At 71.9% G+C, this 25,541-nt stretch carries 28 protein-coding genes; 13 read left to right on the forward strand and 15 right to left on the reverse strand.

Going from position 1 to position 25,541, the window contains the following annotated elements:
- From KSNIM_RS27060 to cobU, 3 genes are all read right to left on the reverse strand, one after another.
- Positions 1-462 (reverse strand): adenosylcobinamide-GDP ribazoletransferase (locus tag KSNIM_RS27060; protein WP_263105732.1); only part of this gene is annotated, 462 nt, incomplete at its 3' end.
- A 1-nt stretch (position 463) separates the two neighbouring features.
- Positions 464-1,582: a nicotinate-nucleotide--dimethylbenzimidazole phosphoribosyltransferase gene (locus KSNIM_RS27065; protein WP_263105733.1), complete on the reverse strand. Its 1,119-nt coding sequence runs from the start codon at positions 1,580-1,582 to the stop codon at positions 464-466.
- 11 nt (positions 1,583-1,593) lie between these two features.
- Complete coding sequence (gene cobU, locus KSNIM_RS27070) at positions 1,594-2,154, reverse strand: bifunctional adenosylcobinamide kinase/adenosylcobinamide-phosphate guanylyltransferase (protein WP_411543781.1); 561 nt, start codon at positions 2,152-2,154, stop codon at positions 1,594-1,596.
- Positions 2,155-2,247: 93 nt separating this feature from the next.
- Here cobU and KSNIM_RS27075 point away from each other — a divergent pair, with 93 nt between their 5' ends.
- On the forward strand, positions 2,248-2,448 hold the full coding sequence (locus KSNIM_RS27075) for a hypothetical protein (RefSeq protein WP_263105734.1): 201 nt from the start codon (positions 2,248-2,250) through the stop codon (positions 2,446-2,448).
- A 26-nt stretch (positions 2,449-2,474) separates the two neighbouring features.
- On the opposite strand, the gene KSNIM_RS27080 is transcribed toward KSNIM_RS27075, so the two are convergent.
- Both KSNIM_RS27080 and KSNIM_RS27085 read right to left on the reverse strand, forming a co-directional pair.
- A complete protein-coding gene (locus tag KSNIM_RS27080; RefSeq protein ID WP_317634057.1) occupies positions 2,475-3,320 on the reverse strand; it encodes a class I SAM-dependent methyltransferase in 846 nt (281 codons plus the stop codon).
- A 35-nt stretch (positions 3,321-3,355) separates the two neighbouring features.
- Positions 3,356-3,949 (reverse strand): DUF3043 domain-containing protein, encoded by a 594-nt coding sequence (locus KSNIM_RS27085; RefSeq protein WP_263105735.1) that lies wholly within the window; start codon positions 3,947-3,949, stop codon positions 3,356-3,358.
- A gap of 268 nt (positions 3,950-4,217) precedes the next feature.
- Between KSNIM_RS27085 and KSNIM_RS27090 the strand changes: the two genes are divergently transcribed.
- Together KSNIM_RS27090 and pspAA are read left to right on the forward strand one after the other, a co-directional pair.
- The gene (locus KSNIM_RS27090) at positions 4,218-5,003 is read left to right on the forward strand and encodes a PspA/IM30 family protein (protein WP_263105736.1); all 786 of its coding nucleotides are present in this window, start codon (positions 4,218-4,220) and stop codon (positions 5,001-5,003) included.
- Between the two features lie 42 nt (positions 5,004-5,045).
- A complete protein-coding gene (pspAA, locus tag KSNIM_RS27095) occupies positions 5,046-5,339 on the forward strand; it encodes a PspA-associated protein PspAA (RefSeq protein ID WP_263105737.1) in 294 nt (97 codons plus the stop codon).
- An 86-nt stretch (positions 5,340-5,425) separates the two neighbouring features.
- Here pspAA and nadA read toward each other — a convergent pair whose 3' ends face one another.
- Entirely contained in the window at positions 5,426-6,607 is a 1,182-nt protein-coding gene (gene nadA / locus KSNIM_RS27100; protein ID WP_263105738.1) for a quinolinate synthase NadA, read from the reverse strand.
- A gap of 215 nt (positions 6,608-6,822) precedes the next feature.
- Between nadA and KSNIM_RS27105 the strand changes: the two genes are divergently transcribed.
- The 3 genes from KSNIM_RS27105 (at position 6,823) to KSNIM_RS27115 (ending at position 9,883) form a co-directional block, all read left to right on the forward strand.
- Positions 6,823-7,749, forward strand: coding sequence for an NADP-dependent oxidoreductase (locus KSNIM_RS27105; protein ID WP_263105739.1), 927 nt, complete (start codon positions 6,823-6,825; stop codon positions 7,747-7,749).
- Positions 7,750-7,839: 90 nt separating this feature from the next.
- The gene (locus KSNIM_RS27110) at positions 7,840-8,304 is read left to right on the forward strand and encodes an Lrp/AsnC family transcriptional regulator (RefSeq protein WP_263105740.1); all 465 of its coding nucleotides are present in this window, start codon (positions 7,840-7,842) and stop codon (positions 8,302-8,304) included.
- A gap of 211 nt (positions 8,305-8,515) precedes the next feature.
- Positions 8,516-9,883 carry a pyridoxal phosphate-dependent decarboxylase family protein gene (locus KSNIM_RS27115; RefSeq protein WP_263105741.1) on the forward strand — a complete coding sequence of 456 codons (1,368 nt, stop codon included), beginning with the start codon at positions 8,516-8,518 and terminating at the stop codon, positions 9,881-9,883.
- Between the two features lie 50 nt (positions 9,884-9,933).
- Here KSNIM_RS27115 and KSNIM_RS27120 read toward each other — a convergent pair whose 3' ends face one another.
- On the reverse strand, positions 9,934-10,803 hold the full coding sequence (locus KSNIM_RS27120) for a GNAT family N-acetyltransferase (RefSeq protein ID WP_263105742.1): 870 nt from the start codon (positions 10,801-10,803) through the stop codon (positions 9,934-9,936).
- A gap of 206 nt (positions 10,804-11,009) precedes the next feature.
- Here KSNIM_RS27120 and erpA point away from each other — a divergent pair, with 206 nt between their 5' ends.
- Positions 11,010-11,363: an iron-sulfur cluster insertion protein ErpA gene (gene erpA / locus KSNIM_RS27125; RefSeq protein ID WP_111492675.1), complete on the forward strand. Its 354-nt coding sequence runs from the start codon at positions 11,010-11,012 to the stop codon at positions 11,361-11,363.
- Positions 11,364-11,469: 106 nt separating this feature from the next.
- Here erpA and KSNIM_RS27130 read toward each other — a convergent pair whose 3' ends face one another.
- Positions 11,470-12,057, reverse strand: coding sequence for a hypothetical protein (locus KSNIM_RS27130; protein ID WP_263105743.1), 588 nt, complete (start codon positions 12,055-12,057; stop codon positions 11,470-11,472).
- Positions 12,058-12,189: 132 nt separating this feature from the next.
- A complete protein-coding gene (locus KSNIM_RS27135; RefSeq protein WP_263105744.1) occupies positions 12,190-12,417 on the reverse strand; it encodes a hypothetical protein in 228 nt (75 codons plus the stop codon).
- Positions 12,418-12,656: 239 nt separating this feature from the next.
- Between KSNIM_RS27135 and KSNIM_RS27140 the strand changes: the two genes are divergently transcribed.
- Complete coding sequence (locus KSNIM_RS27140; protein ID WP_263105745.1) at positions 12,657-13,631, forward strand: carbohydrate kinase family protein; 975 nt, start codon at positions 12,657-12,659, stop codon at positions 13,629-13,631.
- 28 nt (positions 13,632-13,659) lie between these two features.
- Here KSNIM_RS27140 and KSNIM_RS27145 read toward each other — a convergent pair whose 3' ends face one another.
- Entirely contained in the window at positions 13,660-15,105 is a 1,446-nt protein-coding gene (locus tag KSNIM_RS27145; RefSeq protein ID WP_263105746.1) for a cysteine desulfurase/sulfurtransferase TusA family protein, read from the reverse strand.
- A 339-nt stretch (positions 15,106-15,444) separates the two neighbouring features.
- On the opposite strand from KSNIM_RS27145, the gene KSNIM_RS27150 reads away from it, so the two are divergent.
- The 4 genes from KSNIM_RS27150 (at position 15,445) to KSNIM_RS27165 (ending at position 19,935) form a co-directional block, all read left to right on the forward strand.
- Positions 15,445-16,314, forward strand: a complete 870-nt coding sequence (locus tag KSNIM_RS27150) for a cytochrome c oxidase subunit II (protein ID WP_263105747.1) — start codon at positions 15,445-15,447, stop codon at positions 16,312-16,314.
- The gene (ctaD, locus tag KSNIM_RS27155) at positions 16,311-18,086 is read left to right on the forward strand and encodes a cytochrome c oxidase subunit I (protein WP_263105748.1); all 1,776 of its coding nucleotides are present in this window, start codon (positions 16,311-16,313) and stop codon (positions 18,084-18,086) included. The genes KSNIM_RS27150 and ctaD overlap by 4 nt, the downstream gene beginning before the upstream one ends.
- A complete protein-coding gene (locus tag KSNIM_RS27160) occupies positions 18,086-18,484 on the forward strand; it encodes a cytochrome c oxidase subunit 4 (protein ID WP_263105749.1) in 399 nt (132 codons plus the stop codon). Before ctaD ends, KSNIM_RS27160 begins: the two co-directional genes overlap by 1 nt.
- Before the next feature lie 182 nt (positions 18,485-18,666).
- The gene (locus tag KSNIM_RS27165; RefSeq protein WP_263105750.1) at positions 18,667-19,935 is read left to right on the forward strand and encodes an Ig-like domain-containing protein; all 1,269 of its coding nucleotides are present in this window, start codon (positions 18,667-18,669) and stop codon (positions 19,933-19,935) included.
- 25 nt (positions 19,936-19,960) lie between these two features.
- Here the strand turns inward: KSNIM_RS27165 and KSNIM_RS27170 are convergent, their stop codons facing one another.
- From KSNIM_RS27170 to KSNIM_RS27190, 5 genes are all read right to left on the reverse strand, one after another.
- A complete protein-coding gene (locus KSNIM_RS27170; protein WP_263105751.1) occupies positions 19,961-20,329 on the reverse strand; it encodes a GntR family transcriptional regulator in 369 nt (122 codons plus the stop codon).
- Positions 20,330-20,458: 129 nt separating this feature from the next.
- Entirely contained in the window at positions 20,459-22,117 is a 1,659-nt protein-coding gene (locus KSNIM_RS27175) for a cytochrome b (RefSeq protein WP_263105752.1), read from the reverse strand.
- Positions 22,114-23,166, reverse strand: a complete 1,053-nt coding sequence (locus KSNIM_RS27180) for a ubiquinol-cytochrome c reductase iron-sulfur subunit (RefSeq protein WP_263105753.1) — start codon at positions 23,164-23,166, stop codon at positions 22,114-22,116. Before KSNIM_RS27180 ends, KSNIM_RS27175 begins: the two co-directional genes overlap by 4 nt.
- Positions 23,167-23,174: 8 nt before the next feature.
- Positions 23,175-23,981, reverse strand: a complete 807-nt coding sequence (locus KSNIM_RS27185; RefSeq protein ID WP_030262986.1) for a c-type cytochrome — start codon at positions 23,979-23,981, stop codon at positions 23,175-23,177.
- A 154-nt stretch (positions 23,982-24,135) separates the two neighbouring features.
- A complete protein-coding gene (locus tag KSNIM_RS27190; protein WP_263105754.1) occupies positions 24,136-24,756 on the reverse strand; it encodes a heme-copper oxidase subunit III in 621 nt (206 codons plus the stop codon).
- 324 nt (positions 24,757-25,080) lie between these two features.
- On the opposite strand from KSNIM_RS27190, the gene KSNIM_RS27195 reads away from it, so the two are divergent.
- Positions 25,081-25,506, forward strand: coding sequence for a hypothetical protein (locus tag KSNIM_RS27195; protein ID WP_263105755.1), 426 nt, complete (start codon positions 25,081-25,083; stop codon positions 25,504-25,506).
- Positions 25,507-25,541 lie beyond the last annotated feature (35 nt).

Consider the following 25,541-nt stretch of genomic DNA (forward strand, 5'->3'; position numbering starts at 1 on the left):
GCCCCAGGCGAGCGCGCAGCGCCCGGCGAGGACGGCGGTGAGCACCGCGAGCGCGCCGCGGCCCAGGGAGGAGTCGAACTGCCCGGCCAGTGCGGCGATCTGACCGAGCATCACCAGGAGCAGCGTCAGCACGCCGAACGGCCCGATGTCCGACTGCTTCATGATCCGCAGCGCGTCCTCGGCGGGCCTGCCGCTGCCGAGGCCGTCGGCGACATCGGCCAGACCGTCCAGGTGCAGGCCCCGGGTCAGTGCGGCGAGCGCGCCGATCGCGGCCACCGCACCGAGCAGGCCGCCCGCCCGCCACGCCACGAGCGTCCCCGCGCCGGCCGCGAGCAGGCCGAGCACCACGCCGACCACGGGCGCGGCGAGCATCGCACGGCCGGCCGTCGGCCGGTCCCAGCGGTCGACCCGGACCGGCAGCACCGAGAGCGTGCCGAAGGCGAAGCGCAGCCCGTCCGGCACGTCAGCCGAGGCCCAGCAGCTCCGCCGCGGTGGGCAGCTTCGCCGGCGGCCGCGGCTCGGCCTTCACGGCGGCCGGCACGTCGCCGGGCTCCGCCAGGGTGTCGGAGGCGGCCTGCAGCAGCGGCAGCGCCAGCAGCGCGCCGACGCCCTCGCCGGCCCGGACGCCGAGCTGCTGCAACGGGGCCAGGGTGAGCCGGTCGTACGCCTTGGCCTGCGCGGGCTCGCCGGTGTCCTGCCCGGCCCGCCACCACTCGGGCGCCCGGAAGGCGATCCGCTGGGCGACCAGCGCACAGGCCGCGGACACCACGCCGTCGAGCACCACCGGCAGCCGCCGCACGGCGGCCTGCAGCAGGAAGCCGGTGATCGCGGCGAAGTCGGCGCCGCCGGTCGCGGCCAGCAGTGCGAGCTGGTCGCCGAGCACCGGCCGGGCCCGGCGCAGCGAATCCCTGACGGTCGCGCACTTGACCATCCACACCCGGTCGTCGATGCCCGAGCCGCGCCCGGTGACGGCGGCGGCGTCGGTGCCGCACAGTGCGCCGACCAGCACCGCGGCGACCGTGGTGGAGCCGGTGCCGATGTCGCCGAGCAGCACCAGGTCGGTGCCGGCGTCGGCCTCCTCGTCGGCGACCGCCATGCCGGCCCGGAACGCCCGGACGGTCTCCTCGGCGGTCAGCGCGTCCTCGACGTCGATCCGGCCGGAGCCGCGCCGCACCCGGTACTGCGACACCTCGGCGGGGAATTCGTGCGGGTCGGCGTCGACCGCCATGTCGAGGACCCGGACGGCCGCGCCGTAGCGGCGGGCCAGCAGTGCGACCGGGGCGGTGCCCTCCAGCACGGCGTGCACCCGGGCGGTCGTGCTCCGGCCGGGACCGGGCCGGGAGACGCCGAGCCCGGCGACGCCGTGGTCGCCGGCGAACAGCAGCACCTTCGCGGCGGCCACCGGCCGGACGGGGGCCGCGCCCTGGACGGAGGCGAGCCAGGCGCCGAGCTCCTCCAGCGAACCGAGGCCGCCCGGCGGCAGGCCCAGCTGCTGCCGGTACTCCTCGGCGGCCTTGCGGGCGGCCTCGTCGGGCCGCTCGACGAGGGAGGAGAAACTGTCGAGATCCACGGTCGTGTCCATCGCTCGGAAGGCTACACGGCACCGGCTTTGACGGTCAGCACCTGCCCGGCCACGACGAGCAGCACCTGCTCGGAGGCATCGGCGACCGCCATGTTCAGCCGTCCCAGGGTGTCCCGGAAGCGCCGTCCGGCCGCGGTCGCGGGCACCACGCCCATGCCGACCTCGTTGCTGACCGCGACCGCGGGGCGCCGGGTCGCCGCCCAGGCCGCGGCGAGGTCGTCGCAGCGCCGCTGCACCGCCCGCTCGCCGCCGTCGTGCCAGCTGTCGTCGGACCAGGCGCCGTGCTCGTCCATCACCGCGGTGAGCCACAGCGCCAGGCAGTCGATCAGCACCGGGGCGGTGTCGTCCCGGTCGGCGAGCACCGCCTCCAGGTCGCAGGTCTCGGCGGTGCGCCAGGAGGCCGGCCGGCGCTCCCGGTGCAGGCGGACCCGGTCCGCCCAGTCCCGGTCGCCGTCCCGGGTGCCCGAGGTGGCCACGTACAGCACGTCCTCGTACGGCGCGAGCATCAGCTCGGCGCGGGTGGACTTGCCGGAGCGGGCGCCGCCGAGGACGAGGGTGCGGGGGAGTGCCATGCGGATCATCCTGCCGCACGGGGTATGGGGAGCGGCCGGGCGGGCACGCTAGTGTGCGCACGTCGAGGTCACCGAGCGGGAGGAGTCCGACACATGGTGTGGACGTGGCGGTTCGAGCAGCAGGACGGCACCAGCGTCGACCAGCCCAACGGCCAGGAGGAGTTCCCCGGCCAGGGCGACGCGGAGTCGTGGATCGGCGAGACCTGGAAGCAACTGCTGGCGGACGGCGTGGACCGGGCGGTCCTGCTGGAGGACGACCGCGAGATCTACTCGATGAGCCTGCACGAGGGCTAGCCCTCGGAAGGTCGCTGCCCGGCCGGCTACTTGGCGCCGACGAGGTGGAGCAGGCCGGCGACCTGGCGGTACGGGTCCTGCCGGCCGGCCCGCTCCTCGGCGTCGAGGAGCTGGGCGAGCTGCCGGCCGTCGACCGGCGCCGCCTCGTCCGGGGCGGCGTCGGTGAAGACCCGGACGCCGTACCAGTGCCGCAGCGGCACCGAGATGCCGGAGAGCGTGGTGGTCAGCTCGGCGAGCCGGTGGGCCCGCGCGGGCACGCCGTACCGGTCGGTGCAGCGGTAGGAGTCGAAGGCGGCGAGGGCGGTCCGCCAGTCGCCGGCGAGCGCGGGGCGCATGGCCAGCGCGTCGGCGTTGCGGACGAGCAGCGACAGCACGCCGCCGGTGTCGAGCACCCGGGCGAGCGCGGCGAGCAGCGGGTCCGGGTCGGCGAGATACATCAGGGCGCCGTGGCACAGCACGACGTCGAAGGAGCGCGGCGGGAACCACCGCCCGCAGGCGTGCCCGTCCCCGCCGATGAGCCGCACCCGCCCCTGCACCTCGGCGGGCTCGGCCGCGACCGCGGCCTGCGCGGCGCCGAGGGTGACCGGGTCCGGGTCGACTCCGGTGACGACGTGTCCGGCGCGGGCCAGCCGAACGGTCTGGGTGCCCTGCCCGCAGCCGACGTCCAGCACCCGCAGCCCCGTCCGGCCGGCCAGCTGCTCGGCGAGCTGCCGGGTCAGCAGCTCCTCGCGGACGATGCTGCGCAGGCCGCCCTGCCGGGTGGGCCAGGGAGCGGCCGCGTGCCGGCCGCCTCCGCCGACGGCCGGCAGCCGGTCGTGGCCGCCGAGGCCCTGCCCGGGCAGCGCGTACAGCCCGGGCTGGTCCGGCTGCACCGGCAGTGCCCAGGGCGGCGGGACCGGCTCCGCGGTCAGGGCCGCTCGCCCCGCTTCACCTGCGGCTTGGGCAGCCGCAGTCGGCGCATCTGCAGGGTGCGCATCAGGCCGTAGGGGACGGCGCCGCGGGTGTTCTGGTTCGGGAAGCGCTCGCGCAGGGCCTTGCGCAGACCGAGGCCGAGGCGGGCGAAGTCCAGGATCACCAGGACGAAGAAGACCACGAAGAGCAGCGTGGAGAGCAGCTGCAGGGCCGGCACCCGGACGATGCTGAGCACCAGCACGACCACGGCGTACGGCAGGAAGAACTCGGCGAGCGACCAGCGGGAGTCGACGAAGTCGCGGGCGAAGCGCCGCACCGGGCCCTTGTCACGGGGCGGCAGGGCGCGCTCGTCGCCCTCCAGCAGGGCGGTGCGCTGCTTCTCGCGCTCGGCGCGCATCCGCTCGCGGGACTGCCGGGCGGCTTCCTTGCGGTCCTTGGGCACGGTCACCCTGGTCCGCCGGCTGGCCTCGGCCTCGCTGCGCTTCGGCGTCGGGCGGCCCTTCTTGGCCTGCGGGTCGCGGGGGGTCTTCTCGTCCTGCTCGGCCAGCGCGGTCGCGGCGGAGGAGGCTTCATCACGGCGTCGGAACACACCCCCAGCGTACGTGCTGGCCGGGTGCTTTCCGCAGCGAGCGTCGGCACGAACGGATATCGATCGACGGCGTGTCCCGTACGGGGCGCCCTCCCCGGGGCGGATCATGGTCTCAGGGTCGGCTCCATCCCAGGGACGATGACCGGCAGTGTGCGGCTGTAGCAGTCTTGTTGCAGCTCGTGCACTGCGGCGACCAGCTCGCTGCACATAGACTCGACGTGTTACGAGACGGAATTCGCAGGCCCGTAGAAGGGGGCACCCGAGGCCCATGAGCGACGGAATCATGAAGCGTATGGGGCTGATCTTCCGCTCCAAGGCCAACAAGGCACTGGACCGTGCGGAGGACCCGCGGGAGACGCTCGACTACTCGTACCAGAAGCAGCTGGAGCTGCTGCAGAAGGTGCGCCGCGGCGTCGCCGACGTGGCCACCTCGCGCAAGCGCCTGGAGCTGCAGCTGACGCAGCTGCAGCAGCAGTCCGCGAAGTACGAGGACCAGGGCCGCAAGGCGCTCTCGCTGGGCCGTGAGGACCTCGCCCGCGAGGCGCTCACCCGCAAGGCGAACCTGCAGTCCCAGATCACCGACCTGGAGACCCAGTACCAGCAGCTGCAGGCCGAGGAGGAGAAGCTCACGCTCGCCTCCCAGCGGCTGCAGGCCAAGGTGGACGCCTTCCGCACCAAGAAGGAGACCATCAAGGCGACGTACACGGCCGCCCAGGCGCAGACCCGGATCGCCGAGTCCTTCTCCGGCATCTCCGAGGAGATGGGCGACGTGGGCCTGGCGATCCAGCGGGCCGAGGACAAGACCGCGCAGATGCAGGCGCGGGCCGGCGCGATCGACGAGCTGCTCGCCTCCGGTGCGCTCGACGACGCCAGCGGCCTCGGCCGCAAGGACGACATCGAGGCCGAGCTGGAGCGGGTGGCCGGCGGCAGCGACGTCGAGCTGGAGCTGGCCCGGATGAAGGCCGAGCTGACCGGCGGCTCTCCCGCCGCCGCGCCGCAGGCCATCGAGCAGGGCCAGCAGCAGGACTCGTCGAAGATCAACTACAACAAGTAACACCGGACAGCACCACGAACCCGGACAGGGAGACGCGCCGGCATGATCATGAGGGTCATGGGTGAGGGGCAGTTCCAGGTCGGCGACAGCCACCTGAACCGGCTCAACGAGCTGGACGACGACCTGCTCAAGGCGGTGGAGTCGGGCGACGGCGAGCGGTTCAAGGCCGCCCTCGACGCGCTGCTGGGCGCGGTCAAGGAGTTCGGCAGCCCGCTGCCGGTCGAGTCCCTGGAGCCGTCCGACCTGATCCTCCCGGACGCGGAGGCGACCATCGACGAGGTCCGCGAGATGCTGCGGACGGAGGGCGACGGCCTGATCCCCGGCCTGCCGGAGTAGGTCCCGTGACACCGGAAGGGCGGGCACCCCGTGGGGTGCCCGCCCTTCGGCGTGCTGCGGACCGCCTGCGGCGGCGCGGCGGAGCGTTACGGCAGGGCCAGCATCCGGTCCAGGGCCGCCTTGGCGTACTTCTCGGTCTCCGGGTCCACCGTGATCACGTTCGGCACCCGGCCCTCGACCAGCGACTCCAGCGCCCAGACCAGGTGCGGCAGGTCGATCCGGTTCATGGTCGAGCAGAAGCAGACCGCGCGGTCGAGGAAGACGACCTCCTTGTCGGGGTGGGCCTTGGCGAGGCGGCGCACCAGGTTCAGCTCGGTGCCGATGGCCCACTTGGAGCCGGGCTCGGCGGCGTCCAGCGCCTTGATGATGTACTCGGTCGAGCCGACCATGTCGGCCGCGGTGACGACCTCGTGCTTGCACTCCGGGTGCACCAGCACGGTGACGCCCGGGATCCGCTCGCGGACCTCGTTCACCGAGTCCAGGTTGAACCGGCCGTGCACCGAGCAGTGCCCGCGCCAGAGGATCATCTTCGCGTTCCGCAGCTGCTCGGCGGTCAGGCCGCCGTTCGGCTTGTGCGGGTTGTAGAGGACGCAGTCGTCCAGCGAGAAGCCCATCTCCAGCACGGCGGTGTTGCGGCCCAGGTGCTGGTCCGGCAGGAACAGCACCTTCTGGCCCTGCTCGAAGGCCCACTCCAGCGCCCGCTTCGCGTTGGAGGAGGTGCAGATGGTGCCGCCGTGCTTGCCGGTGAAGGCCTTGATGTCGGCCGAGGAGTTCATGTACGAGACCGGCACGGTCACGTCGGCGATGCCGGCGTCGGTGAGCACGTCCCAGCACTCGGCGACCTGCTCGGCGGTGGCCATGTCGGCCATCGAGCAGCCCGCGGCGAGGTCCGGCAGCACGACCTGCTGGGCGTCCGAGGTGAGGATGTCCGCCGACTCGGCCATGAAGTGCACGCCGCAGAAGACGATGTACTCGGCCTCCGGGCGGGCCGCCGCGTCGCGGGCCAGCTTGAAGGAGTCGCCCGTCACGTCGGCGAACTCGATGACCTCGTCGCGCTGGTAGTGGTGGCCCAGGATGAACACCCGGTCGCCGAGCTGCTCCTTGGCGGCGCGGGCCCGCGCGACCAGGTCCGGGTCGGAGGCGGCGGGCAGGTCGCCGGGGCACTCGACGCCGCGCTCGCTCGCGGGGTCGGCCTCGCGGCCGAGCAGCAGCAGCGCAAGGGGCGTCGGAGAGGGGTCGACGCCGTAGGTCTCGGTGGTGGTGGTCACGGGCGGGTGCCCTCCTGTGCGGCCGATCTTCCGGCCCCTGCCGAGCTGCGGTGGTACCGCGGGGCCTTCTCGTCTATCTGACGCTATCTATGATAACCCGTTAGCGTCACTCTGACGATGGACGTTCTGTCGATGTGACGAGAACCGCTCTCCGGATCGGAGCCTTCCCGGCGTGGCCGAACCGATATCGGGCCGTCATCGCGTTGTCTTGGAGCATGAAGGCCATTGTGATCAGGCAGTACGGCGGCCCCGACGTCGTCGAGTACACCGACGTGCCCGACCCCAAGGTCGGCCCCGACTCCGTCCTGGTACGGGTGAAGGCCGCCGGCGTCAACCCGGTCGACTGGAAGCTCCGCGAGGGCCACCTCGACGGCATCATGGACGTCCACTTCCCGCTGATCATGGGCTGGGACATGGCCGGCGTCGTCCAGGCCGTCGGCGGCGGGGTCACCGAGTTCGCCCCGGGCGACGAGGTCGTCGGCTACGTCCGCAAGGACTCCGCCGAGCACGGCACCTACGCCCAGCTCGTCGCCGCACCCGTCCGCACCCTCGCCCGCAAGCCCGCCTCGCTCGACTGGGCCCAGGCCGGCGGCCTCCCGCTCGCCGGACTCAGCGCCCACCAGGCCCTCGTCAAGACGCTGCGCATCCGCGCGGGCCAGACCGTCCTGGTGCACGCCGCGGCCGGCGGCGTCGGCAGCCTCGCCGTCCAGATCGCCACCGCCCACGGCGCCCGGGTCATCGGCACCGCCAGCGAACGCAACCACGCCTACCTGCGCGAACTCGGCGCCGAACCGGTCGCCCACGGCGAGGGCCTGCTCGACCGCGTCCGCGCGCTCGCCCCCGGCGGCGTCGACGCCGCTCTCGACCTGATCGGCGGCGACGCCGTCGAGATCTCCGCCCAGCTCGTCCGCGACCCCTCCGGCATCGCCTCGATCACCGACTACGGCGTCGCCGCCCGCGGCGGCCACTACGTCTGGGCCCGCCCCGACGCCGCCGACCTCGCCGAACTCGGCCGCCTCGCCGACGCCGGAAAGCTCCGCGTCCCGGTCGCCTCGACCTTCCCGCTCTCCCAGGCCGCCTCCGCCCAGGCCCTCAACGCCGAGGGCCGCACCCGCGGCAAGATCGTGCTGCTGGTGGACTGACCGCACGGGTCCGCCAGAATAGGGCGGTGCGCCGTCCCACCCCGACGGCCCCCACCGCCCTCACACGCACCACCAGTGGAGCCCGCAGCCATGAGCACGCACCGACCCACGGACCCGGGCGGGGCGCCGCTCGACGACACCGACCGGCTCCTGCTCGAACACCTCAGCAAGGACGGACGCGCCTCCTACGCGGAGATCGGCCTGCTCGCCAACCTCTCCGCGACCGCCGTCCGCCGACGCATCGACCGGCTCCGCGCCCGCGGCGTCGTCCGCGGCTTCACCGTCGTCCTCGACCCGGCCCTGCTCGGCTGGCAGACCGAGGCCTTCGTCGAGATCTACTGCCGCGAGCGCACCAGCCCCGAGGAGCTCCTCGCCAGCCTCCGCCAGTTCCCCGAGGTCGTCGCCGCCTGGACGGTCACCGGCGACCCCGACGCCCTCGTCCACCTCCGCGCCGCCGACACCCGGCACCTCGAAGCCGTCATCGAACGCATCCGCAAGGAGCCCGGCGTCCAGCGCAGCCGCAGCTCCGTCGTCCTCTCCCGCCTCATCGGCTGACGCCCCCGCGCCAGGCCCCGGCGGCCCGCCGGCACGCCACGCAGGAAAGCTGCGCGACCCCCGTCGAACACGCACGAAACCTGCCTGCGCGGCCCCGTTCCGACGCGCGCCGACCGAGCGCCGCTGCCTACGCTGATCGTGTCCGGTACGCCCCAGGAACCCCACCCGTACCGGCCCGCCGCACCCCGCAGCCAGAACGAGAGGGACCACCGTGTCCGCAGCCCCCGACCGCATGCACCAGCCCGACAACCAGCTGGTCGACCTCGTCTTCGACTACATGCGCGAGCGGCTGCAGTACAACCCCGTCCCCCTCGACCACCCCGGCGACGGCGAGCACCTGCGCACCCACCTCGCCGGCCTCCTCAACGAGCACGGCAACGACCCCGGCGACGTCCTCAAGCTCTACGACCACGAGCTCTCCCGGGCCGTCATCTCCGCCGACAGCCCCCGCTACCTCTCCTTCATCCCCTGCGCCCCCACCAAGGCCGCACTGCTGTTCGACATGGTCGTCTCCTGCGCCTCCCTCCAGGGCATCTCCTGGCTCGAGGCCGCCGGCGCCATCGCCGCCGAGAACCAGGTGCTGCGCCTGATAGCGGACCGCGCCGGGCTCCCCGCCTCCGCCGGCGGCACCTTCGTCTCCGGCGGCTCCGCCGGCAACCTCTCCGCGCTCGTCGTCGCCCGCGACACCGCCCGCCGCAAGCTGGGCGTCGGGCCGGAGGCCCGGCTGCGGATCGCCGTCGCCGACCAGGTGCACTCCTCGGTCAAGAACACCTTCAACATCATCGGCGTCGAGGCCTTCGTCGTCCCCACCGTCGACCGCCGCTTCACCGGTGAGGCCCTGCGCGCCGCCCTGGCCGCCGACCCGAACCCGGAGACGGTGATCGCCGTCGTCGGCACCGCCGGCACCACCAACGAGGGCATCGTCGACGACCTCCAGGGCCTCTCCGAGGTCACCCGCGAGCGCGGCCTGTGGTTCCACGTCGACGGCGCCTACGGCGGCGCCGGCCTCTTCGCCCCCTCCGTCCGCGAGCGCTACAACGGCATCGAGCACGCCGACTCCTTCGTCGTCGACCCGCACAAGTGGCTCTTCGCGCCCTTCGACTGCGCCGCCCTGCTCTACCGCAACCCGCAGCTCGCCCGCGCCGTCCACACCCAGGACGCCTCCTACCTCGACGTCCTGCACACCGAGGGCGACGAGTGGAACCCCACCGACTACGCGTACCACCTCACCCGCCGCGCCCGCGGCCTGCCGCTCTGGTTCTCCCTCGCCGTCCACGGCACCCAGGCCTACACCGACGCCATCGAGACCGGCCTCACGCTGGCCCGGGACACCGCGCAGCTCATCCGCGACACCGACCACCTGGAGCTGCTGCACGACCCGCAGCTCTCCGCGGTCTGCTTCCGCCGCACCGGCTGGACCCACGAGGACTACTACCGCTGGTCCCAGCAGCTGCTCGCCGACCAGATCGGCTTCGTCACCCCCACCGGCTGGGACGGCGAGACCGTCGCCCGCTTCGCCTTCCTCCACCCCGGCACCACCCTCGACATGGTCAAGGAGATCCTCGCCACCATGGAGTAGTGGCACAACGCCAGGGGCGCGTGGGGGCACCTCCCGCTTGCGCGTGCCCCCTACAGGAACGCTCCGTTCGGGAGGTACGGCACCGGCGGCCGCATGCCGCGGAGGGCCACGTAGCCGCGGGTGCCGACGGTGAGGCCGACCTCCAGGCCGACGTCGACCGCCCACTCCTGCTCGGCGGTGAGGTGTTCGACCAGCGCGTCCGTCCCCTCCGGGACCCGCGCCAGCGCCTCCCGCAGCAGCCGCACCGCGATCCGCTTCGACGTCGCCGCCAGCAGCTTCACCTCGCCGCCGTCCCGGTAGCAGTACCCGCTGCCCGCCAGCGAGTCCGCCACCAGCAGCTCCTCGAAGTGGGCCAGCATGAAGCCGTGGTCGGGCCCGTGCGCGGCGCCCCGCAGCCGCCGGTCCACCGAGTCCAGCAGGTGCAGCTGCCCCGGCCCCCCGGGGTGCACCGGGAGGTCGCCCGGGTCCTGCAGCCCGGCCCGGTCGACCGGCCCCTGCAGCTGCATCGCCGGGTGCAGCGTGAACCCGCTCAGCCGGTACCTCCGTGCCGCGGCCGGCGACGGCGAGGCGCACAGCATCCCCCGCAGGCAGCCCCGCCCGTGCGCGGCCGCCCGCTGCAGCAGCAGCCGCCCCACCCCCTTGCCCTGCACCGCCGGGTCGACCACCAGCACGGCGAGCAGCCAGAGCCCCTCGCGGCGCAGCGACAGCGCGGCCCCCACCGTCCGTCCGCCGTCCTCGGCGAGCCAGCACCCCTGCGGGTCGGTCCGCACCAGGTGGCGCGTCCGCGCCTCGTGCCGGACCGCCCGGACGTCCGGCGCGTCCTGCCGCACCGTGGCGGCCGGCCCGCCGAAGGCCGCCGCGGCCACCTCCCGCACGGCGGCGGCGTCCGCGGCACTGTCCCTGACCGGCCGAATGATCACGCATCTCATCCTGGCCCCCGACCGGACCCGCCGCGGGCGGTTTGCCGAGATCGGACGCCGAGCACGGTCCGCCGGTGTGCGAGCATGGGAGACGTAGCGGTGCGGGCGGCGAAAACGCCTCCCGGAATCACCACCGACCGGAAATGAATCCGGGCGGCCGCCGGTTGGCACTGGCGGCACACTGTCGTCACAGACCGGGAGTAAGCATGACCGTCCAGGACGAGACCACCGTCGAGAGTGGCATCATCCTCACCGACGCCGCCGCGGCCAAGGTCAAGGGCCTGCTCGAGCAGGAGGGTCGCGAGGACCTCGCGCTGCGCGTCGCCGTGCAGCCGGGCGGCTGCTCCGGCCTGCGCTACCAGCTGTTCTTCGACGAGCGCTCGCTGGACGGCGACGTCGTCAAGGACTTCGGCGGCGTGAAGGTCGTCACCGACCGCATGAGCGCCCCGTACCTGGGCGGCGCCACCGTGGACTTCGTCGACACCATCGAGAAGCAGGGCTTCACGATCGACAACCCGAACGCCACGGGCTCCTGCGCCTGCGGCGACTCCTTCAGCTGAGCCGCACCCGCAGCAGCGACAGCAGCAGCGAACCGCCGGAGGGCGGCCCCGAGACCGGGGCCGCCCTCCGGCGGTTCCGTCCGTGATCCTGCTCGGCGGACCGGGGTCAGCGCGGCCCGCCCGGCACGTCACCCGTCATGGTGAGCCCGGTGCCGGAGGTCATGTCGATCACCTTGCGGTCGCCGAGCGGCTGCGCCAGCTGCGCCGACACCGACTCCTTCTTCGCCAGCGCCGGGCACTCCTGGCCGCGCGGCGCCGGCTTCTCCACCGTGACCCGGACCCGCACCAGGCCGGGCGCCTGCTCGTCCGCCTTCAGCCCGTACTGCTCGCAGATCCCGCCGTAGAAGTACACGGTCAGGTGCGTGCCGCCCTCCACGGTGTAGCTGATCGCCGGCATGCTCGCCGCGGTCGGCGTCGGCTCGCCGACGGCTATGCCCGGCTGGGTCGGCTGCCCGGGCTGCGGGGTCGCACTGCCCGCGCCGGACGGGCTGGGGGAGGGGCTCGGCGAGGCCGGCGCGCCGGAGGCCGAGGCGCTCGCCGTCGGCTGCGCCGACGGCGCACCACCCGCTCCGGTCGACGTCTGCGACCCGCAGGCGGAGACCCCGCCGATGACGAGCGCCACCCCTGCCGCCAGCACGGCGGCCCGCCGCCGACGAGCGGCCCCGAACGGTACGACTGCGGTCCTTGCGTCCATGGTGCGACTTCCTCCCGAGGGTCCAGCGAACCGCCACCGAAGCGGTGCTGCGCCGGTTTGACGTGCCCCGGAGGAATCCGGTTCCACCCCCGTGCGGGAGCGTGATCCGGGAGGACGGACCGCGGGAGGCCGTCAGCTCCCGTAGTCGGCCATCGCCGCCACCAGCTGCTGCGCGCCGGACGGCACCGACACCCCCGCCGGGCGGGCGGCGGCGGGCTGCGGGCCGGCCGCGAGCGGCGGCCAGAACCGGCCGAGCCGGCGCGAGGAGCTGACCAGGGCGTCGAGGCTCTCGAAGTCGACCTCGCCGCCGAGGGCGCCCGGACGGAGAGCAGGGGGCTGGGTGGGCATCATCGCTGTCATCGCTCCGATCGCCGGGCCGCGGCCTCGTCGCCACGGCACGCATGGCCGGGGGCCGGCCGACCGGCCCCCGTGGTGCGACCCTAGGCCGCCGCGGTGCGCCCCACCAGGGCTACTGCGGGGTAGTACCGGTTCGGGTCGTCCGGGTTTCGGGCCGGCGTGGCTGTACCGTAGGTGGGTCCACCACCGCTTCCGGCCGCCATCAGGCCACCGCCGCCACCAGGCCACCCGAGGAGACTCCCGTGCGTATCGCCGTCGCCGGCTCGATCGCCACCGACCACCTGACGACCTTCCCCGGCCGCTTCGCCGACCAGCTGGTCGCGGAGCAGCTGCACACCGTCTCGCTCTCCTTCCTGGTCGACACCCTCGACATCCGGCGCGGCGGCGTCGGCCCCAACATCGCCTTCGGCATGGGCGTCCTGGGCCTGCGCCCGATCCTGGTCGGCGCGGCCGGCGCGGACTTCGACGAGTACCGCAGCTGGCTGGAGCGCAACGGCGTGGACACCGCCTCCGTGCACATCTCCGAGACGCGCCACACCGCGCGCTTCATGTGCACCACCGACCTGGACCACAACCAGATCGCCTCCTTCTACACCGGCGCCATGGCCGAGGCCCGCAACATCGAGCTCAAGCCGATCGCCGACCGCGTCGGCGGCCTCGACCTCGTCCTGATCGGCGCCGACGACCCGCAGGCGATGGTCCGCCACACCCAGGAGTGCCGCAGCCGCGGCTACGCCTTCGCCGCCGACCCCTCCCAGCAGCTGGCCCGCCTGGAGGGCGACGACATCCGCGAGATCGTCGACGGCGCCGCGTACCTCTTCACCAACGAGTACGAGGCCGCGCTCATCGAGTCCAAGACCGGCTGGGACGCCGACGAGCTGCTGAACCGCGTCGGCACCCGGGTCACCACCCTCGGCCCCAAGGGCGTCCGGATCGAGCGCAAGGGCGAGCCCGCGATCACCGTCGGCTGCCCGGCCGAGGAGCGCAAGGCGGACCCGACCGGTGTCGGCGACGGCTTCCGCGCCGGCTTCCTCGCCGGCGTGTCCTGGGGCCTCGGCCTGGAGCGCGCCGCCCAGGTCGGCTGCATGCTGGCCACCCTGGTGATCGAGACCGTCGGCACCCAGGAGTACGAGCTGCGCCGCGCCCACTTCACCGACCGCTTCGCCGCCGCGTACGGCGACGAGGCGGCGGCCGAGGTCCGCGCGAAGCTGGCCTGACCCCGCCCGGTCGCGGCCGGGCGGACGCTCAGTCCGCCCGGCGCACCAGGTAGGCCGTGCCCCGGTCGGCGCCGTACCGCGCGGCCGGGGCCTCGCCCAGGTACTCCTGGGCCCGCATCCCGCACCAGGCCGGGATGTCCAGCCGGGCCGCCTCGTCGTCGGCCAGCACCACGACGGTGCCGCCCGGCGGCACCTCGCCGATCCGCCGGGCGAGGTCGATCACGGGCAGCGGGCAGCGCTTGCCGAGGGCGTCCACCACCAGTGCCTCCGTTCCGCCCGCCGGTTCCGGCTCCGTTCCGCCCGCCGGCTCCACCACCGGCTCCGGCTCCGCCGTGGGCAGCTGCAGGTCGAGCCCGAGCGGGGCCCGCACCGCGGCGACCAGCTCGGGCAGGGCGGTGAGGAACCGCTCGACGTCCTCCTCCGCGGTGCCGTACGGCAGGGAGACCCGCACATTGCCCTCGGTCAGCACCCCCATCGCCGCCAGCACATGGCTCGGCGTCAGCGTGGAGGAGGTGCAGGACGAGCCCGAGGAGACGGCGAACCCGGCCTTGTCCAGCTCGCCGAGCAGCACCTCGCCGTCCACGTACAGGCAGGAGAAGGTGACGATGTGGGGGAGCCGTCGCACCGGGTCGCCGACCACTTCGACCTCCGGTACCAGCGCGGGCACCCGGGCGCGGATGCGTTCCACCAGCGCGTGCAGCCGGGCGTTCTCCTGCTCGGCCTCGGCGCGGACGGCGCGCAGCGAGGCGGCGGCCGCGACGATCGCCGGTACGTTCACGTAGCCGGGCACCCGTCCGCGCTCCCGCTCGTCGGTGGGCAGCGGGGAGGCGTAGCGCACGCCCTTGCGGACGGCGAGCACGCCGACGCCGGCCGGCCCGCCCCACTTGTGGGCGCTGGCGGCGAGGAGCGACCAGCCGTGCGGCACGGGCAGCCGGCCCGCGCTCTGGGCGGCGTCCACCAGCAGCGGGATGCCGACGTTGCCGCAGAGGGCGGCCACCTCGTCGACCGGCTGGACGGTGCCGACCTCGTGGTTGGCGCTCTGCAGTACGGCGAGCGCGGTGGTCTCGCGGAACCGGGCGGCGAACTGGGTGGCCTTCACCCGTCCGTGGCGGTCGACCGGGACGACGCTCACCTCGCCACCCTGGGCCTCGTGCAGCTCGGCGGTGTGCAGCACGCTGGAGTGCTCGACCGCGGAGTGCACCAGGTGGGCGCCGCGCCGGCGGTTGCCGCGCAGGGCGCCGAGGATGCCGAGATGGACGGCCTGGGTGCCGCTCGCGGTGAAGGAGATCTCGTCCGCCCGCGCGCCGAGCTCGGCGGCGACGCCCTCCCGGGCGGCGTCCAGCAGCATCCGGGCCTGCCGACCGGACCGGTAGAGCCGCGCCGGGTCGGCCCACCCCTCGTCGATCGCCGCGTTCAGCGCCTGCCGGGCGACGGGGTGCAGGGGTGCGGTGGAGGCCACATCGAAGTACGACACCCTCCCACGCTATCCCCGCCGGGTCCGGGGCCGGGCCAGCGCCCGATTTCGCCGCATTCGTCCGGTGCGACGCACCGTCACCCGCGTGTCGCAGTGAGGTCCCCCGATCGGGTGTGGGACCCTCGGATGCCTACTATGACCTGCACCGGAACGCCTGCCGGGGCTGATCGGGTAGGCGGGCGGCGCGTTAGCGGGGGCTGCTCGTGAGTGCCGCATAAGGATGCAGTAGCGTTTGGCCCGCATAAGCATTCAAACCGTGCCCGTGGCCGGGTCGCCGGGGAGGCGCACAGCACTCCCGGAGGCGGCGCGATCGCGGGCGAGACTTCGGGAAGGCGCTACGTGAGTCCCAACGGCTCCGACCGCTCGCCGCGGCGCACGATGCGGCGGAAGCTGCCTCAGGCGCTGGCACTGGGCCTCGTCATCGCGACCGCCACCGGCTGCTCGGCCAACGACCTCCCCAGGCTTGGCCTCCCCTCGCCCGTCACCGAGGAAGGCCCCCTGGTCCTCCACATGTGGCAGGGCTCGTGGATCGCGGCGCTGGCAGTGGGCGCACTGATGTGGGGTCTGATCCTCTGGAGCGTGATCTTCCACCGGCGTAGCCGCACCAAGGTGGAGATCCCCGCTCAGACCCGGTACAACGTGCCCATCGAGGCGCTGTACACCGCGGTCCCCCTTGTCATCGTCTCGGTGCTCTTCTACTTCGTCGCCCGCGACGAGACGCGCCTGACCGCGGTCAGCGCGAAGCCGCAGCACGTGGTGAACGTGGTGGGCTTCCAGTGGAACTGGGCGTTCAACTACGAGAACACCGAGATCCCGGACCCGGCCAACACCAACGCCGCGTACGACGTCGGCACCCCGGCCGAGGTGCCCACCCTCTACCTGCCGATCAACGAGTCGGTGGAGTTCGTCCTGACCTCCAACGACGTGATCCACGACTTCTGGCCCGTCAACTTCCTCATGAAGATGGACGTCGTGCCGGGCGTGGTGAACAAGTTCCAGGTGACCCCGACCTCCTTCGGCACCTTTGCCGGCAAGTGCGCCGAGCTCTGCGGCCAGGACCACTCCCGGATGCTGTTCAACGTCAAGGTCGTCACCCACGACCAGTACGAGCAGCACCTGAAGGAGCTTCGGGCCAAGGGCCAGTCCGGCGCGGTGCCTTCCGGCATCCTCGGCGCCGGCGAGAAGACCACGGGAAGTGAAGAGAAGTGACCATCCTCAACGAGCCCGCCGCGGCCGGCGGGGGCGCCGGGAGCGTCACGGCCGGCAAGAGCGCCCGTGTCGGCAAGCGGGGCAACGCGATCATCAAGTGGCTCACCACCACGGACCACAAGACGATCGGCACGATGTACCTGGCGACCTCGTTCGCCTTCTTCCTGATCGGCGGCATCCTCGCCCTGGTCATGCGCGCCGAACTCGCCCGTCCGGGGACGCAGATCCTCTCGAACGAGCAGTTCAACCAGGCGTTCACCATGCACGGCACGATCATGCTGCTGATGTTCGCCACCCCGCTCTTCGCGGGCTTCGCGAACTGGATCATGCCGCTCCAGATCGGTGCCCCCGACGTGGCCTTCCCGCGTCTGAACATGTTCGCCTACTGGCTGTACCTGTTCGGCTCGATCATCGCGGTGGCCGGCTTCCTCACCCCGCAGGGCGCCGCCGACTTCGGCTGGTTCGCCTACTCGCCGCTGTCCGACGCCGTCCGCTCGCCGGGTGTCGGCGCCGACATGTGGATCATGGGCCTGGCCTTCTCCGGCTTCGGCACGATCCTCGGTGCGGTCAACTTCATCACCACGATCATCTGCATGCGCGCGCCCGGCATGACGATGTTCCGCATGTCGATCTTCGTGTGGAACGTCCTGCTGACCGCCGTCCTGGTCCTGCTGGCCTTCCCGGTGCTGGCCGCCGCGCTGTTCGCCCTGGAGGCGGACCGCAAGTTCGGCGCCCACGTCTTCGACCCCGCCAACGGCGGCGCGATGCTGTGGCAGCACCTGTTCTGGTTCTTCGGCCACCCCGAGGTCTACATCATCGCGCTGCCGTTCTTCGGCATCGTGTCGGAGATCGTCCCGGTCTTCAGCCGCAAGCCGATGTTCGGCTACTCCGGCCTCATCGCGGCCACCATCGCGATCGCCGGTCTGTCCGTGACGGTGTGGGCGCACCACATGTACGTCACCGGCCAGGTGCTGCTGCCGTTCTTCTCCTTCATGACCTTCCTGATCGCCGTCCCGACCGGTGTGAAGTTCTTCAACTGGGTCGGCACCATGTGGAAGGGCTCGCTCAGCTTCGAGACCCCGATGCTGTGGACGATCGGCTTCCTGGTGACGTTCCTCTTCGGTGGTCTGACGGGTGTTCTGCTCGCCTCCCCGCCGATCGACTTCCACGTCTCGGACTCGTACTTCGTCGTCGCCCACTTCCACTACGTGGTCTTCGGCACCGTCGTCTTCGCGATGTTCGCGGGCTTCCACTTCTGGTGGCCGAAGATGACCGGCAAGATGCTCGACGAGCGTCTCGGCAAGATCACCTTCTGGACGCTGTTCATCGGCTTCCACACCACCTTCCTCGTCCAGCACTGGCTCGGTGCGGAGGGCATGCCCCGCCGCTACGCCGACTACCTGGCCTCCGACGGCTTCACCACGCTGAACAGCGTCTCCACCGTCGGCTCGTTCCTGCTCGGCCTGTCGATCCTGCCGTTCCTCTACAACGTCTGGAAGACCGCCAAGTACGGCGAGAAGCTCGAGGTCGACGACCCGTGGGGCTACGGCCGCTCGCTGGAGTGGGCCACCTCCTGCCCGCCGCCGCGGCACAACTTCCTCACGCTGCCGCGCATCCGCTCGGAATCCCCGGCGTTCGACCTGCACCACCCGGAGATCGCCGCGCTGGACTACCTGGAGAACCACGGTGAGCCGGCGAAGCACTTCGCGGGCGTGACCCCGGCGCAGTACGACCGTCCGCAGCTGGACAAGAAGAAGGAGGGCGACGCCTGATGAAGGAGCAGGGCAAGATCTTCGGCGGTTTCGCCGCCTTCATCCTGATCATGGCCGTCGTCTACGGTCTGTGGTCCAAGGAGCCGGCCGGCACCACCGCGCTGTTCCTGGCGTTCGGCCTGTGCGCCTTCATCGGGTACTACCTCGCCTTCACCGCCCGCCGGGTGGACAGCGGCGCGGGTGACAACCCCGAGGCCGAGGTCGCGGACGACGCCGGCGAGGTGGGCTTCTTCGCCCCGCACAGCTGGCAGCCGCTCGCGCTGGCCATCGGCGGCGCGCTGGCCTTCCTCGGTGTGATCTTCGGCTGGTGGCTGCTCTGGTGGTCGCTGCCGATCATCCTGGTCGGCATCTACGGCTGGGTCTTCGAGTTCTACCGCGGCGAGGACCAGAACCAGTAGGTTCCGGCACGTCAGGCCTGGGGCCGGGCACCCCCGAGGGGGAGCCCGGCCCTTCGCCGTGCCCGCACTCACGCTCCGTCGCCGCCTCACCCGCCCGGTCCAACGGTGCCGTCTCCGGGGTGCTGACCGCTCCCGGCCGTTCCTAGGCTCTGGTACATCGTCGGGAGACCTCGGAGGCACCGGTGAACGGTTGTCGGAGACTCGCACACGGCAAGGCCGGCATAACGGCCCTCATCCTGCTGGCCCCGATCGCGGCCTGCTCGTCCGGAGGCCAGGACCAGTCGGTCGGGCCGGTCACCCGCACGGTCGACGCCGCACCACTGGTGCGGACCTCGGCCGGGGAACGGGTGGACCCCGCCAAGCCCTTCACGGTGACCGCCGAACCCGGCAGCACCCTCACGGACGTCACCGTCACCGGCCCGGACGGCCGGCTGGTGACCGGGAAGCTGGCCGACGACGGGCGCAGCTGGCAGACCACCGGACGGCTGCGGGCGGGTACCGCCTACACCGCCCGAATAGCCGCCGACGACGGCAAGGGCGGCCGCGGCGAGACCACCACCGCGTTCAGCACGCTGGCCGCGAAGAACCTGCTCACCGCCCAGCTCGGCCCGGACTCCTCCGGCAGCGGCGTCTACGGCGTCGGCCAGCCGCTCACGGTGAAGCTCTCCGCCCCGGTCAAGGACCCCGCGGCCCGCCGCGAGGTCGAGCAGGGCCTCACCGTCACCTCCCAGCCCGCCGTGACCGGCGCCTGGTACTGGGTGGACGACAGCAACCTGCACTTCCGCCCCGAGCAGTACTGGCCGGCCAACGCCACGGTGAAGCTCTCCTTCGACCTCACCGGCGCCGCGATATCCGACGGCCTGTACGGCGGCGAGCCGAGCAGCCTCTCCTTCCGCACCGGGGACCGCGTGGAGGCCGTCGTGGACGCCGCCACCCACGAGCTGACGTACCGCCGCAACGGCGAAGTGGTCCGCACGATCCCGGTCACCACCGGCAAGCCGGGTTTCGACACCCGCAACGGCATCAAGGTGGTCCTCGGTCAGGAGGCCACCGTCCGGATGAGCGGCGAGACGATCGGCATCGCCGCCGGCAGCGCCGACTCCTACGACCTGCAGGTGGAATGGGCCACCCGGGTGACCTGGAGCGGCGAGTACGTGCACGCGGCCCCGTGGTCGGTCGGCTCCCAGGGCAAGGCCAATGTCAGCCACGGCTGCACCGGGATGAGCACGGAGAACGCCAAGTGGTTCTTCGACAACACCCGGGTCGGCGACATCGTCCAGGTCGTCAACAGCCTCGGCCACGAGATGGAGCCGTTCGGCAACGGCTACGGGGACTGGAACATCAACTGGACGGACTACGTGAAGCACTCGGCGACGGGCGCCCAGGTCTCCACCGTGGGCAGCGCCGACACGGCCGTCCAGGCCTCCGGGGACATGCAGCCCCAGCTCTGACCCCCGGGCCCGACCGGCCGGGCCCTCAGCCGCGGTAGGCCACCTGCAGGGCCGTGTGAACGGCCGCCAGGGCCTCCTCCGGGCCGAGGCCCAGCCGGTGCACCCGCTCCGCGAACTCGGCCGCCGCCGAGGCCGCCAGCCGGTGGGCACTGTCCCCGGTCGCGGCGATCGTGGTGCCCCGCCGGCCGTGGGTCTCCACCACCCCGTCGGCCTCCAGCTCCCGGTACGCGCGGGCGACGGTGTTCGCCGCCAGCCCCAGCTCCTCGGCCAGCGCCCGGACGGTGGGGAGCTTGAGGCCCACGGGCAGCTCCCCGCTGCGGGCCCGCTCCGCGATCTGGCTCCGCACCTGTTCGTACGGGGGAGTGGCGGCGGTGTGATCGATGGTCAGCTGCACGCGCCCATTGTGACAGGGCCCCGGACGGCGGGCCCGGGGTGCGCCCGGGTGCACGCCCCGGGTACGCGAAGGCCGAGGGCCCCTGCCGGGTTCGGCAGGGGCCCTCGGGCTGTGGCGATCTCTACGGGATCAGTGGTGGCCGTGGCCGCTGGTGATCTCGTGGTGCTCCTCGGCGGTCGGCTTGGCGATCTGGCCGCCCTCGCCGTAGAAGGCCTCGGAGAGCTTGGCGCGGGTCTTCGCGATCGGGCCGGCCTTGCGGGCCACACCGTTCTCGTCGACCTCGGCCGGCAGCTCGAGCGGCTGCGGCTGCTCGTGCGCCGTGAGCTTGTACAGCTTGTCCTGCGGCAGCTGCTCGTGGATCTCGACGAACTCACCGTGCGGCAGGCGCTTGATGACGCCGCTCTCGCGGCCGTGCAGCACCTTGTCCTTGTCGCGGCGCTGCAGACCCAGGCACCACCGCTTGGTGATGAAGAAGGTCAGCACCGGGACGACGAAGAAGCCGACACGGACGAAGTAGGTGATCGAGTTGATCGACAGGTGCAGGTGCGTCGCCAGCAGGTCGTTGCCACCGCCGATGAGCAGCAGCACGTACAGGCTGATCCAGGCCGCGCCGAAGCCGGTGCGGACGGGGGCGTTGCGCGGGCGGTCGGCGATGTGGTGCTCGCGCTTGTCGCCGGTGACCCAGGCCTCGATGAACGGGTAGACCCAGATGGCCATCAGGACCAGCGGGAAGACCATCAGCGGGATGAACACGCCCAGGTTCAGGGTGTGGCCCCAGGCGCGGATCTCCCAGCCCGGCATGACGCGGATCAGGCCCTCGGAGAAGCCCATGTACCAGTCCGGCTGGGCGTCGGTCGACACCTGGTCGGGGCGGTACGGGCCGTACGCCCAGATCGGGTTGACGGTCGCGATCGCCGAGGCGGCCGCGATGACGCCGAACACCAGGAAGAAGAAGCCACCGGCCTTGGCCATGTAGACCGGCATCAGCGGCATGCCGACGACGTTCTTCTCGGTGCGGCCGGGGCCCGCGAACTGGGTGTGCTTGTGGTAGAAGACCAGGATCAGGTGGGCCACCAGCAGGCCCAGCATGATGCCCGGGATCAGCAGCACGTGGATGGTGAAGAACCGCGGCACGATGTCGGTGCCGGGGAACTGACCGCCGTACAGGAAGAACTGCAGGTACGTGCCGACCAGCGGCACCGCCAGGATCGCGCCCTCCATGAAGCGGATACCGGTACCGGACAGCAGGTCGTCCGGCAGCGAGTAGCCCATGAAGCCGTCGAACATGCCGAGGAAGAGCAGACCGGCGCCGAAGAGCCAGTTGATCTCACGCGGCTTGCGGAACGCGCCGGTGAAGAAGACGCGCATCATGTGCACCAGCATCGCGGCGACGAAGACGATCGCCGCCCAGTGGTGGATCTGGCGGATCAGCAGACCGCCGCGCACCTCGAAGCTGATGTCCATGGTCGAGGCGTAGGCCTCGGACATCCGGATGCCGTTGAGCGGGGCGTACGTACCGTGGTACACGGTCTCGGCCATGCTCGGCTTGAAGAACAGCGTCAGGTAGACGCCGGTCAGGATGATGATGATGAACGTGTAGAGGCAGATCTCGCCCAGCATGAAGGACCAGTGGTCCGGGAAGATCTTGCGCAGGTTGGACTTGGCGAGGGTGTAGATACCCAGCCGTCCGTCCGTCCAGTCAGCGGCAGCCTCGAACTTGTTCGCGGGCTTGGCGCGGGTGCTGGCCGGCTTGGAGGCGCCGGAAGTGGCGCTGTTCGCGGTGCTCACGGCCGCTCCCAGTAGCTCGGGCCGACGGGCTCCTGGAAGTCGCCGGTGGCGACCAGGAAGCCCTTCTCGTCAGTGGTGATCTTCAGCTGCGGCAGCGGGTGGCCGGCCGGGCCGAAGATGACGCGCGCGCCGTCCGCCAGGTCGAAGGTCGACTGGTGGCAGGGGCAGAGCGCGTGGTGCGTCTGCTGCTCGTAGAGGCTGATCGGGCAGCCGACGTGGGTGCAGATCTTCGAGTAGGCGAGGATGCCCTCGAAGCCGAGGTCCGCGGACTTCCGGTCCTTCAGGTCCTCCGGAGCGATCCGGATGATCATCAGGGCGTCCTTGGCGATCTGCTCCTGGAAGAACTCCTGGTCCTCCTCCAGGCCCTCGGGCTTGGCGAAGGTCAGCGAGCCGGTGACGATGTCCTCGGGCTTCATCGGCTCGTTGGTGTTCATGTTGATCAGCTTGAGGGGCTTGGCCGGGGTGGCCACCTCCCAGCCGGTGTGCGCCAGCTTGTCCTCGGGCAGCGGGCCCAGGTCGCGCAGCAGCACCACACCGGACAGCGGCACCAGGGCCATCGAGCCGATCAGGGTGTTGCGGAGCATCTTGCGGCGGCCGAAGCCGGACTCCGCGGCGCCCGTCTTGAACTGCTCGATGACGTCGGCACGCAGCTCGTCGTCGGCCTCGATCGGGTGGCGCTCGGCCGGGATCTCGTGGTCCGACATCAGGGTGCGCGCCCAGTGGACGGCGCCCGCGCCGATGCAGAAGAGCGCCACACCGAGGGTCATGCCGAGCGCGAAGTTCAGCGCGCTGACGTGGCCCAGCGGGAAGATGTAGACGATCTTGTCGATGTCGATGGCCACGTACGAGGCGATGAAGCCCACGGTGGCGAGCATCGAGACGATGAACAGCAGGGAGACCTGCCGCTCCGCGCGCTTGGCGGCGCGCTCGTCGATGTCGGTCCGGCGCGGCTCGTGGGCCGGCAGACCGGGGTCGGCGAACGGGTCGCCGTGGACGGCGGCCTCGTGCCCTTCGGAGCCGTGCGACTCCGGCAGCTTCTCGTCAGACATCTCGTGGCTCATGACTTCTTGGCCTTGGTGGTGTGGGCGGCGACCCAGATCGCGGTCACGATGAGCGCACCGAGGGCGAAGATCCAGCCGAACAGACCCTCGGTCACCGGACCGAGGCTGCCCAGGGACAGGCCGCCGGGGCTGGGCTCGTCGTTGGTGTGGCTGACGAAGGCCACGATCTGCTTCTTCTGCTCCTCCGGCATGGTGGTGTCGGGGAACGACGGCATGTTCTGCGGGCCGGTCTGCATGGCCTCGTAGATGTGCTTCGGGGAGGTGTTCTCCAGCGTCGGGGCGTACTTGCCCTTCGTCAGGGCGCCGCCCTTGCCCGCGAAGTTGTGGCACTGGGCGCAGTTGGTCCGGAAGAGCTCGCCGCCCTTGGCCACGTCGTTCGGGTCGGTGGAGGTGTACTGCTCCTTGGTCGGAGCGACCGGGCCGGGGCCGAGGGAGGCCACGTAGGCGGCCAGCTGGTCGATCTGCGCCTGGGAGTAGACGACCTTCTTGGAGGGCACCTGGGCGCCGCTCTGCTGGGCCGGCATGCGGCCGGTGCCGACCTGGAAGTCGACCGCGGCGGAGCCCACGCCCACCAGGCTCGGGCCGTCGGAGCTGCCCTGGCCGTCGAGGCCGTGGCAGGAGGAGCAGCCCACGGCGAAGAGCTTCTTGCCCTCTTCGATCGCGAGCGACTGCGCGGAGGTGTCGGCCTGCGCCTTCTCGGCGGGCGCGAACGCGGCGTACAGCCCCCCGGTGGCCGCCAGGGCGAGAAGTAGGACGACCAGCGCCGCCAGTGGGTGGCGCCGTCGTGCGGAGAGCTTTTTCACGGATTAACCCCGGTGTCAGGATCTGGTCGGCTGGGTGGCTGCGCCCGTGGGACCGGTCTGCTCGGGGCCGGTACCCGGGTCGGGGCGGACTGTCGGCGGGGCTCCCGCGCGGGGCGGGTGCTCTCCGGCCGGCGGCCAGCGACCTGATCAGCCTTTACTTGATCAGGTAGATGGTCGCGAACAGGCCGATCCACACGACGTCGACGAAGTGCCAGTAGTACGACACCACGATCGCGGCGGTGGCCTGCTCGTGCGTGAACCGCCTGGCGGCGTACGTCCGCCCCAGGACCAGCAGGAAGGCGATCAGACCACCCGTCACGTGCAGGCCGTGGAAGCCGGTGGTCAGGTAGAACACCGTGCCGTACGGGTCGGAGGACAGCGAAAGGCCGTCCACCTTGACCAGCTCGGTGTACTCGAAGATCTGGCCGCCGATGAAGATCGCGCCCATCACGAAGGTGATGTAGAACCACGAGCGGAGCTTCTTCACGTCACCGCGCTCGGCGGCGAAGACGCCGAGCTGGCAGGTGAGGGAGGAGAGCACCAGGATCGTGGTGTTCACCGAGGAGAACGGCACGTTGAGGGCGTCCGCCTTCTCGGTCCAGAACTCTGAGCCCATGACCGAGCGGAGCGTGAAGTACATCGCGAACAGGGCCGCGAAGAACATCAGCTCGGAGCTCAGCCAGACGATGGTTCCGACGCTGACCAGGTTCGGCCTGTTGACCGCTCCGTGCGCGTGTCCGGTTTCTGTTGCTGTTGCTGTCGCCACGACGGACATTATGTCGGTCCCTTATTCCGTCTTCACGCCGGGGGGTGCTCCTCGGAGTGTCCGGTGCGTGCGGTACGCCCCCCTGGGCCTGGCCTGCGCGGACGTGCGGCGCTGCTCCGCCCGGGTGTCCGTTTTCTGACGGTTGTTCGGGGTGGGTGACACGGAGTACCCCGCGCGGGTGAGATCCCGGGCGCGGCGGCTTGAGGGAGATCGCGTCAGGTACTCACCGGGACGGCCCCGCCGGAGTAGCATCCGGAGGTGAACGTGGTCCGGATCACACTGGGCCGTTCGGAGCGGCACATATAAGAGGACGAGCACCCGGGAGCAGGGCCCATGGCGCACACGACCGACGAGACGCTCACCGTTCTCGTCTACAGCGACGACCGCAACACCCGCGAGCAGGTCACCCTGGCGCTGGGCCGCCGGCCCGCCGCGGACCTCCCCGCCGTCGAGTACCTGGAGTGCGCCACCACCCCGGCGGTGCTCCGCGCCCTCGAACGGGGCGGCGTCGACCTGTGCGTGCTGGACGGCGAGGCCGTCCCCGCGGGCGGCCTCGGCCTCACCCGCCAGCTCAAGGACGAGATCTACGGCTGCCCGCCGGTGCTCGTCCTGATCGGCCGGCCGCAGGACTCCTGGCTCGCCGCCTGGAGCCGCGCCGACGCCGCCATCGCGCAGCCCGTCGACCCGGTCGCCCTCGCCGAGGCCGCGGCCACCCTGCTCCGCGCCCGGATCGCCAAGCGGACGCCCGCCCACCGCTGACGGGCCGCGGCACCACCCGTCTCAGCAGGAGAGAA

The organism is Kitasatospora sp. DSM 101779, assembly GCF_025655475.1.
GTDB lineage: Bacteria > Actinomycetota > Actinomycetes > Streptomycetales > Streptomycetaceae > Kitasatospora.

Coding starts and splice junctions, on each gene's coding strand:
- KSNIM_RS27110 (WP_263105740.1), top strand. CDS start 7,840: ATGAGCACGCACCGACCCACGGACCCGGGCGGGGCGCCGCTCGACGAC.
- KSNIM_RS27160 (WP_263105749.1), top strand. CDS start 18,086: ATGAAGGAGCAGGGCAAGATCTTCGGCGGTTTCGCCGCCTTCATCCTG.
- KSNIM_RS27130 (WP_263105743.1), bottom strand. CDS start 12,057: ATGGACGCAAGGACCGCAGTCGTACCGTTCGGGGCCGCTCGTCGGCGG.
- KSNIM_RS27190 (WP_263105754.1), bottom strand. CDS start 24,756: ATGTCCGTCGTGGCGACAGCAACAGCAACAGAAACCGGACACGCGCAC.
- KSNIM_RS27065 (WP_263105733.1), bottom strand. CDS start 1,582: ATGGACACGACCGTGGATCTCGACAGTTTCTCCTCCCTCGTCGAGCGG.
- KSNIM_RS27105 (WP_263105739.1), top strand. CDS start 6,823: ATGAAGGCCATTGTGATCAGGCAGTACGGCGGCCCCGACGTCGTCGAG.
- KSNIM_RS27180 (WP_263105753.1), bottom strand. CDS start 23,166: ATGTCTGACGAGAAGCTGCCGGAGTCGCACGGCTCCGAAGGGCACGAG.
- pspAA (WP_263105737.1), top strand. CDS start 5,046: ATGATCATGAGGGTCATGGGTGAGGGGCAGTTCCAGGTCGGCGACAGC.
- KSNIM_RS27075 (WP_263105734.1), top strand. CDS start 2,248: ATGGTGTGGACGTGGCGGTTCGAGCAGCAGGACGGCACCAGCGTCGAC.
- erpA (WP_111492675.1), top strand. CDS start 11,010: ATGACCGTCCAGGACGAGACCACCGTCGAGAGTGGCATCATCCTCACC.
- KSNIM_RS27135 (WP_263105744.1), bottom strand. CDS start 12,417: ATGACAGCGATGATGCCCACCCAGCCCCCTGCTCTCCGTCCGGGCGCC.
- cobU (WP_411543781.1), bottom strand. CDS start 2,154: ATGGCACTCCCCCGCACCCTCGTCCTCGGCGGCGCCCGCTCCGGCAAG.
- KSNIM_RS27090 (WP_263105736.1), top strand. CDS start 4,218: ATGAGCGACGGAATCATGAAGCGTATGGGGCTGATCTTCCGCTCCAAG.
- KSNIM_RS27195 (WP_263105755.1), top strand. CDS start 25,081: ATGGCGCACACGACCGACGAGACGCTCACCGTTCTCGTCTACAGCGAC.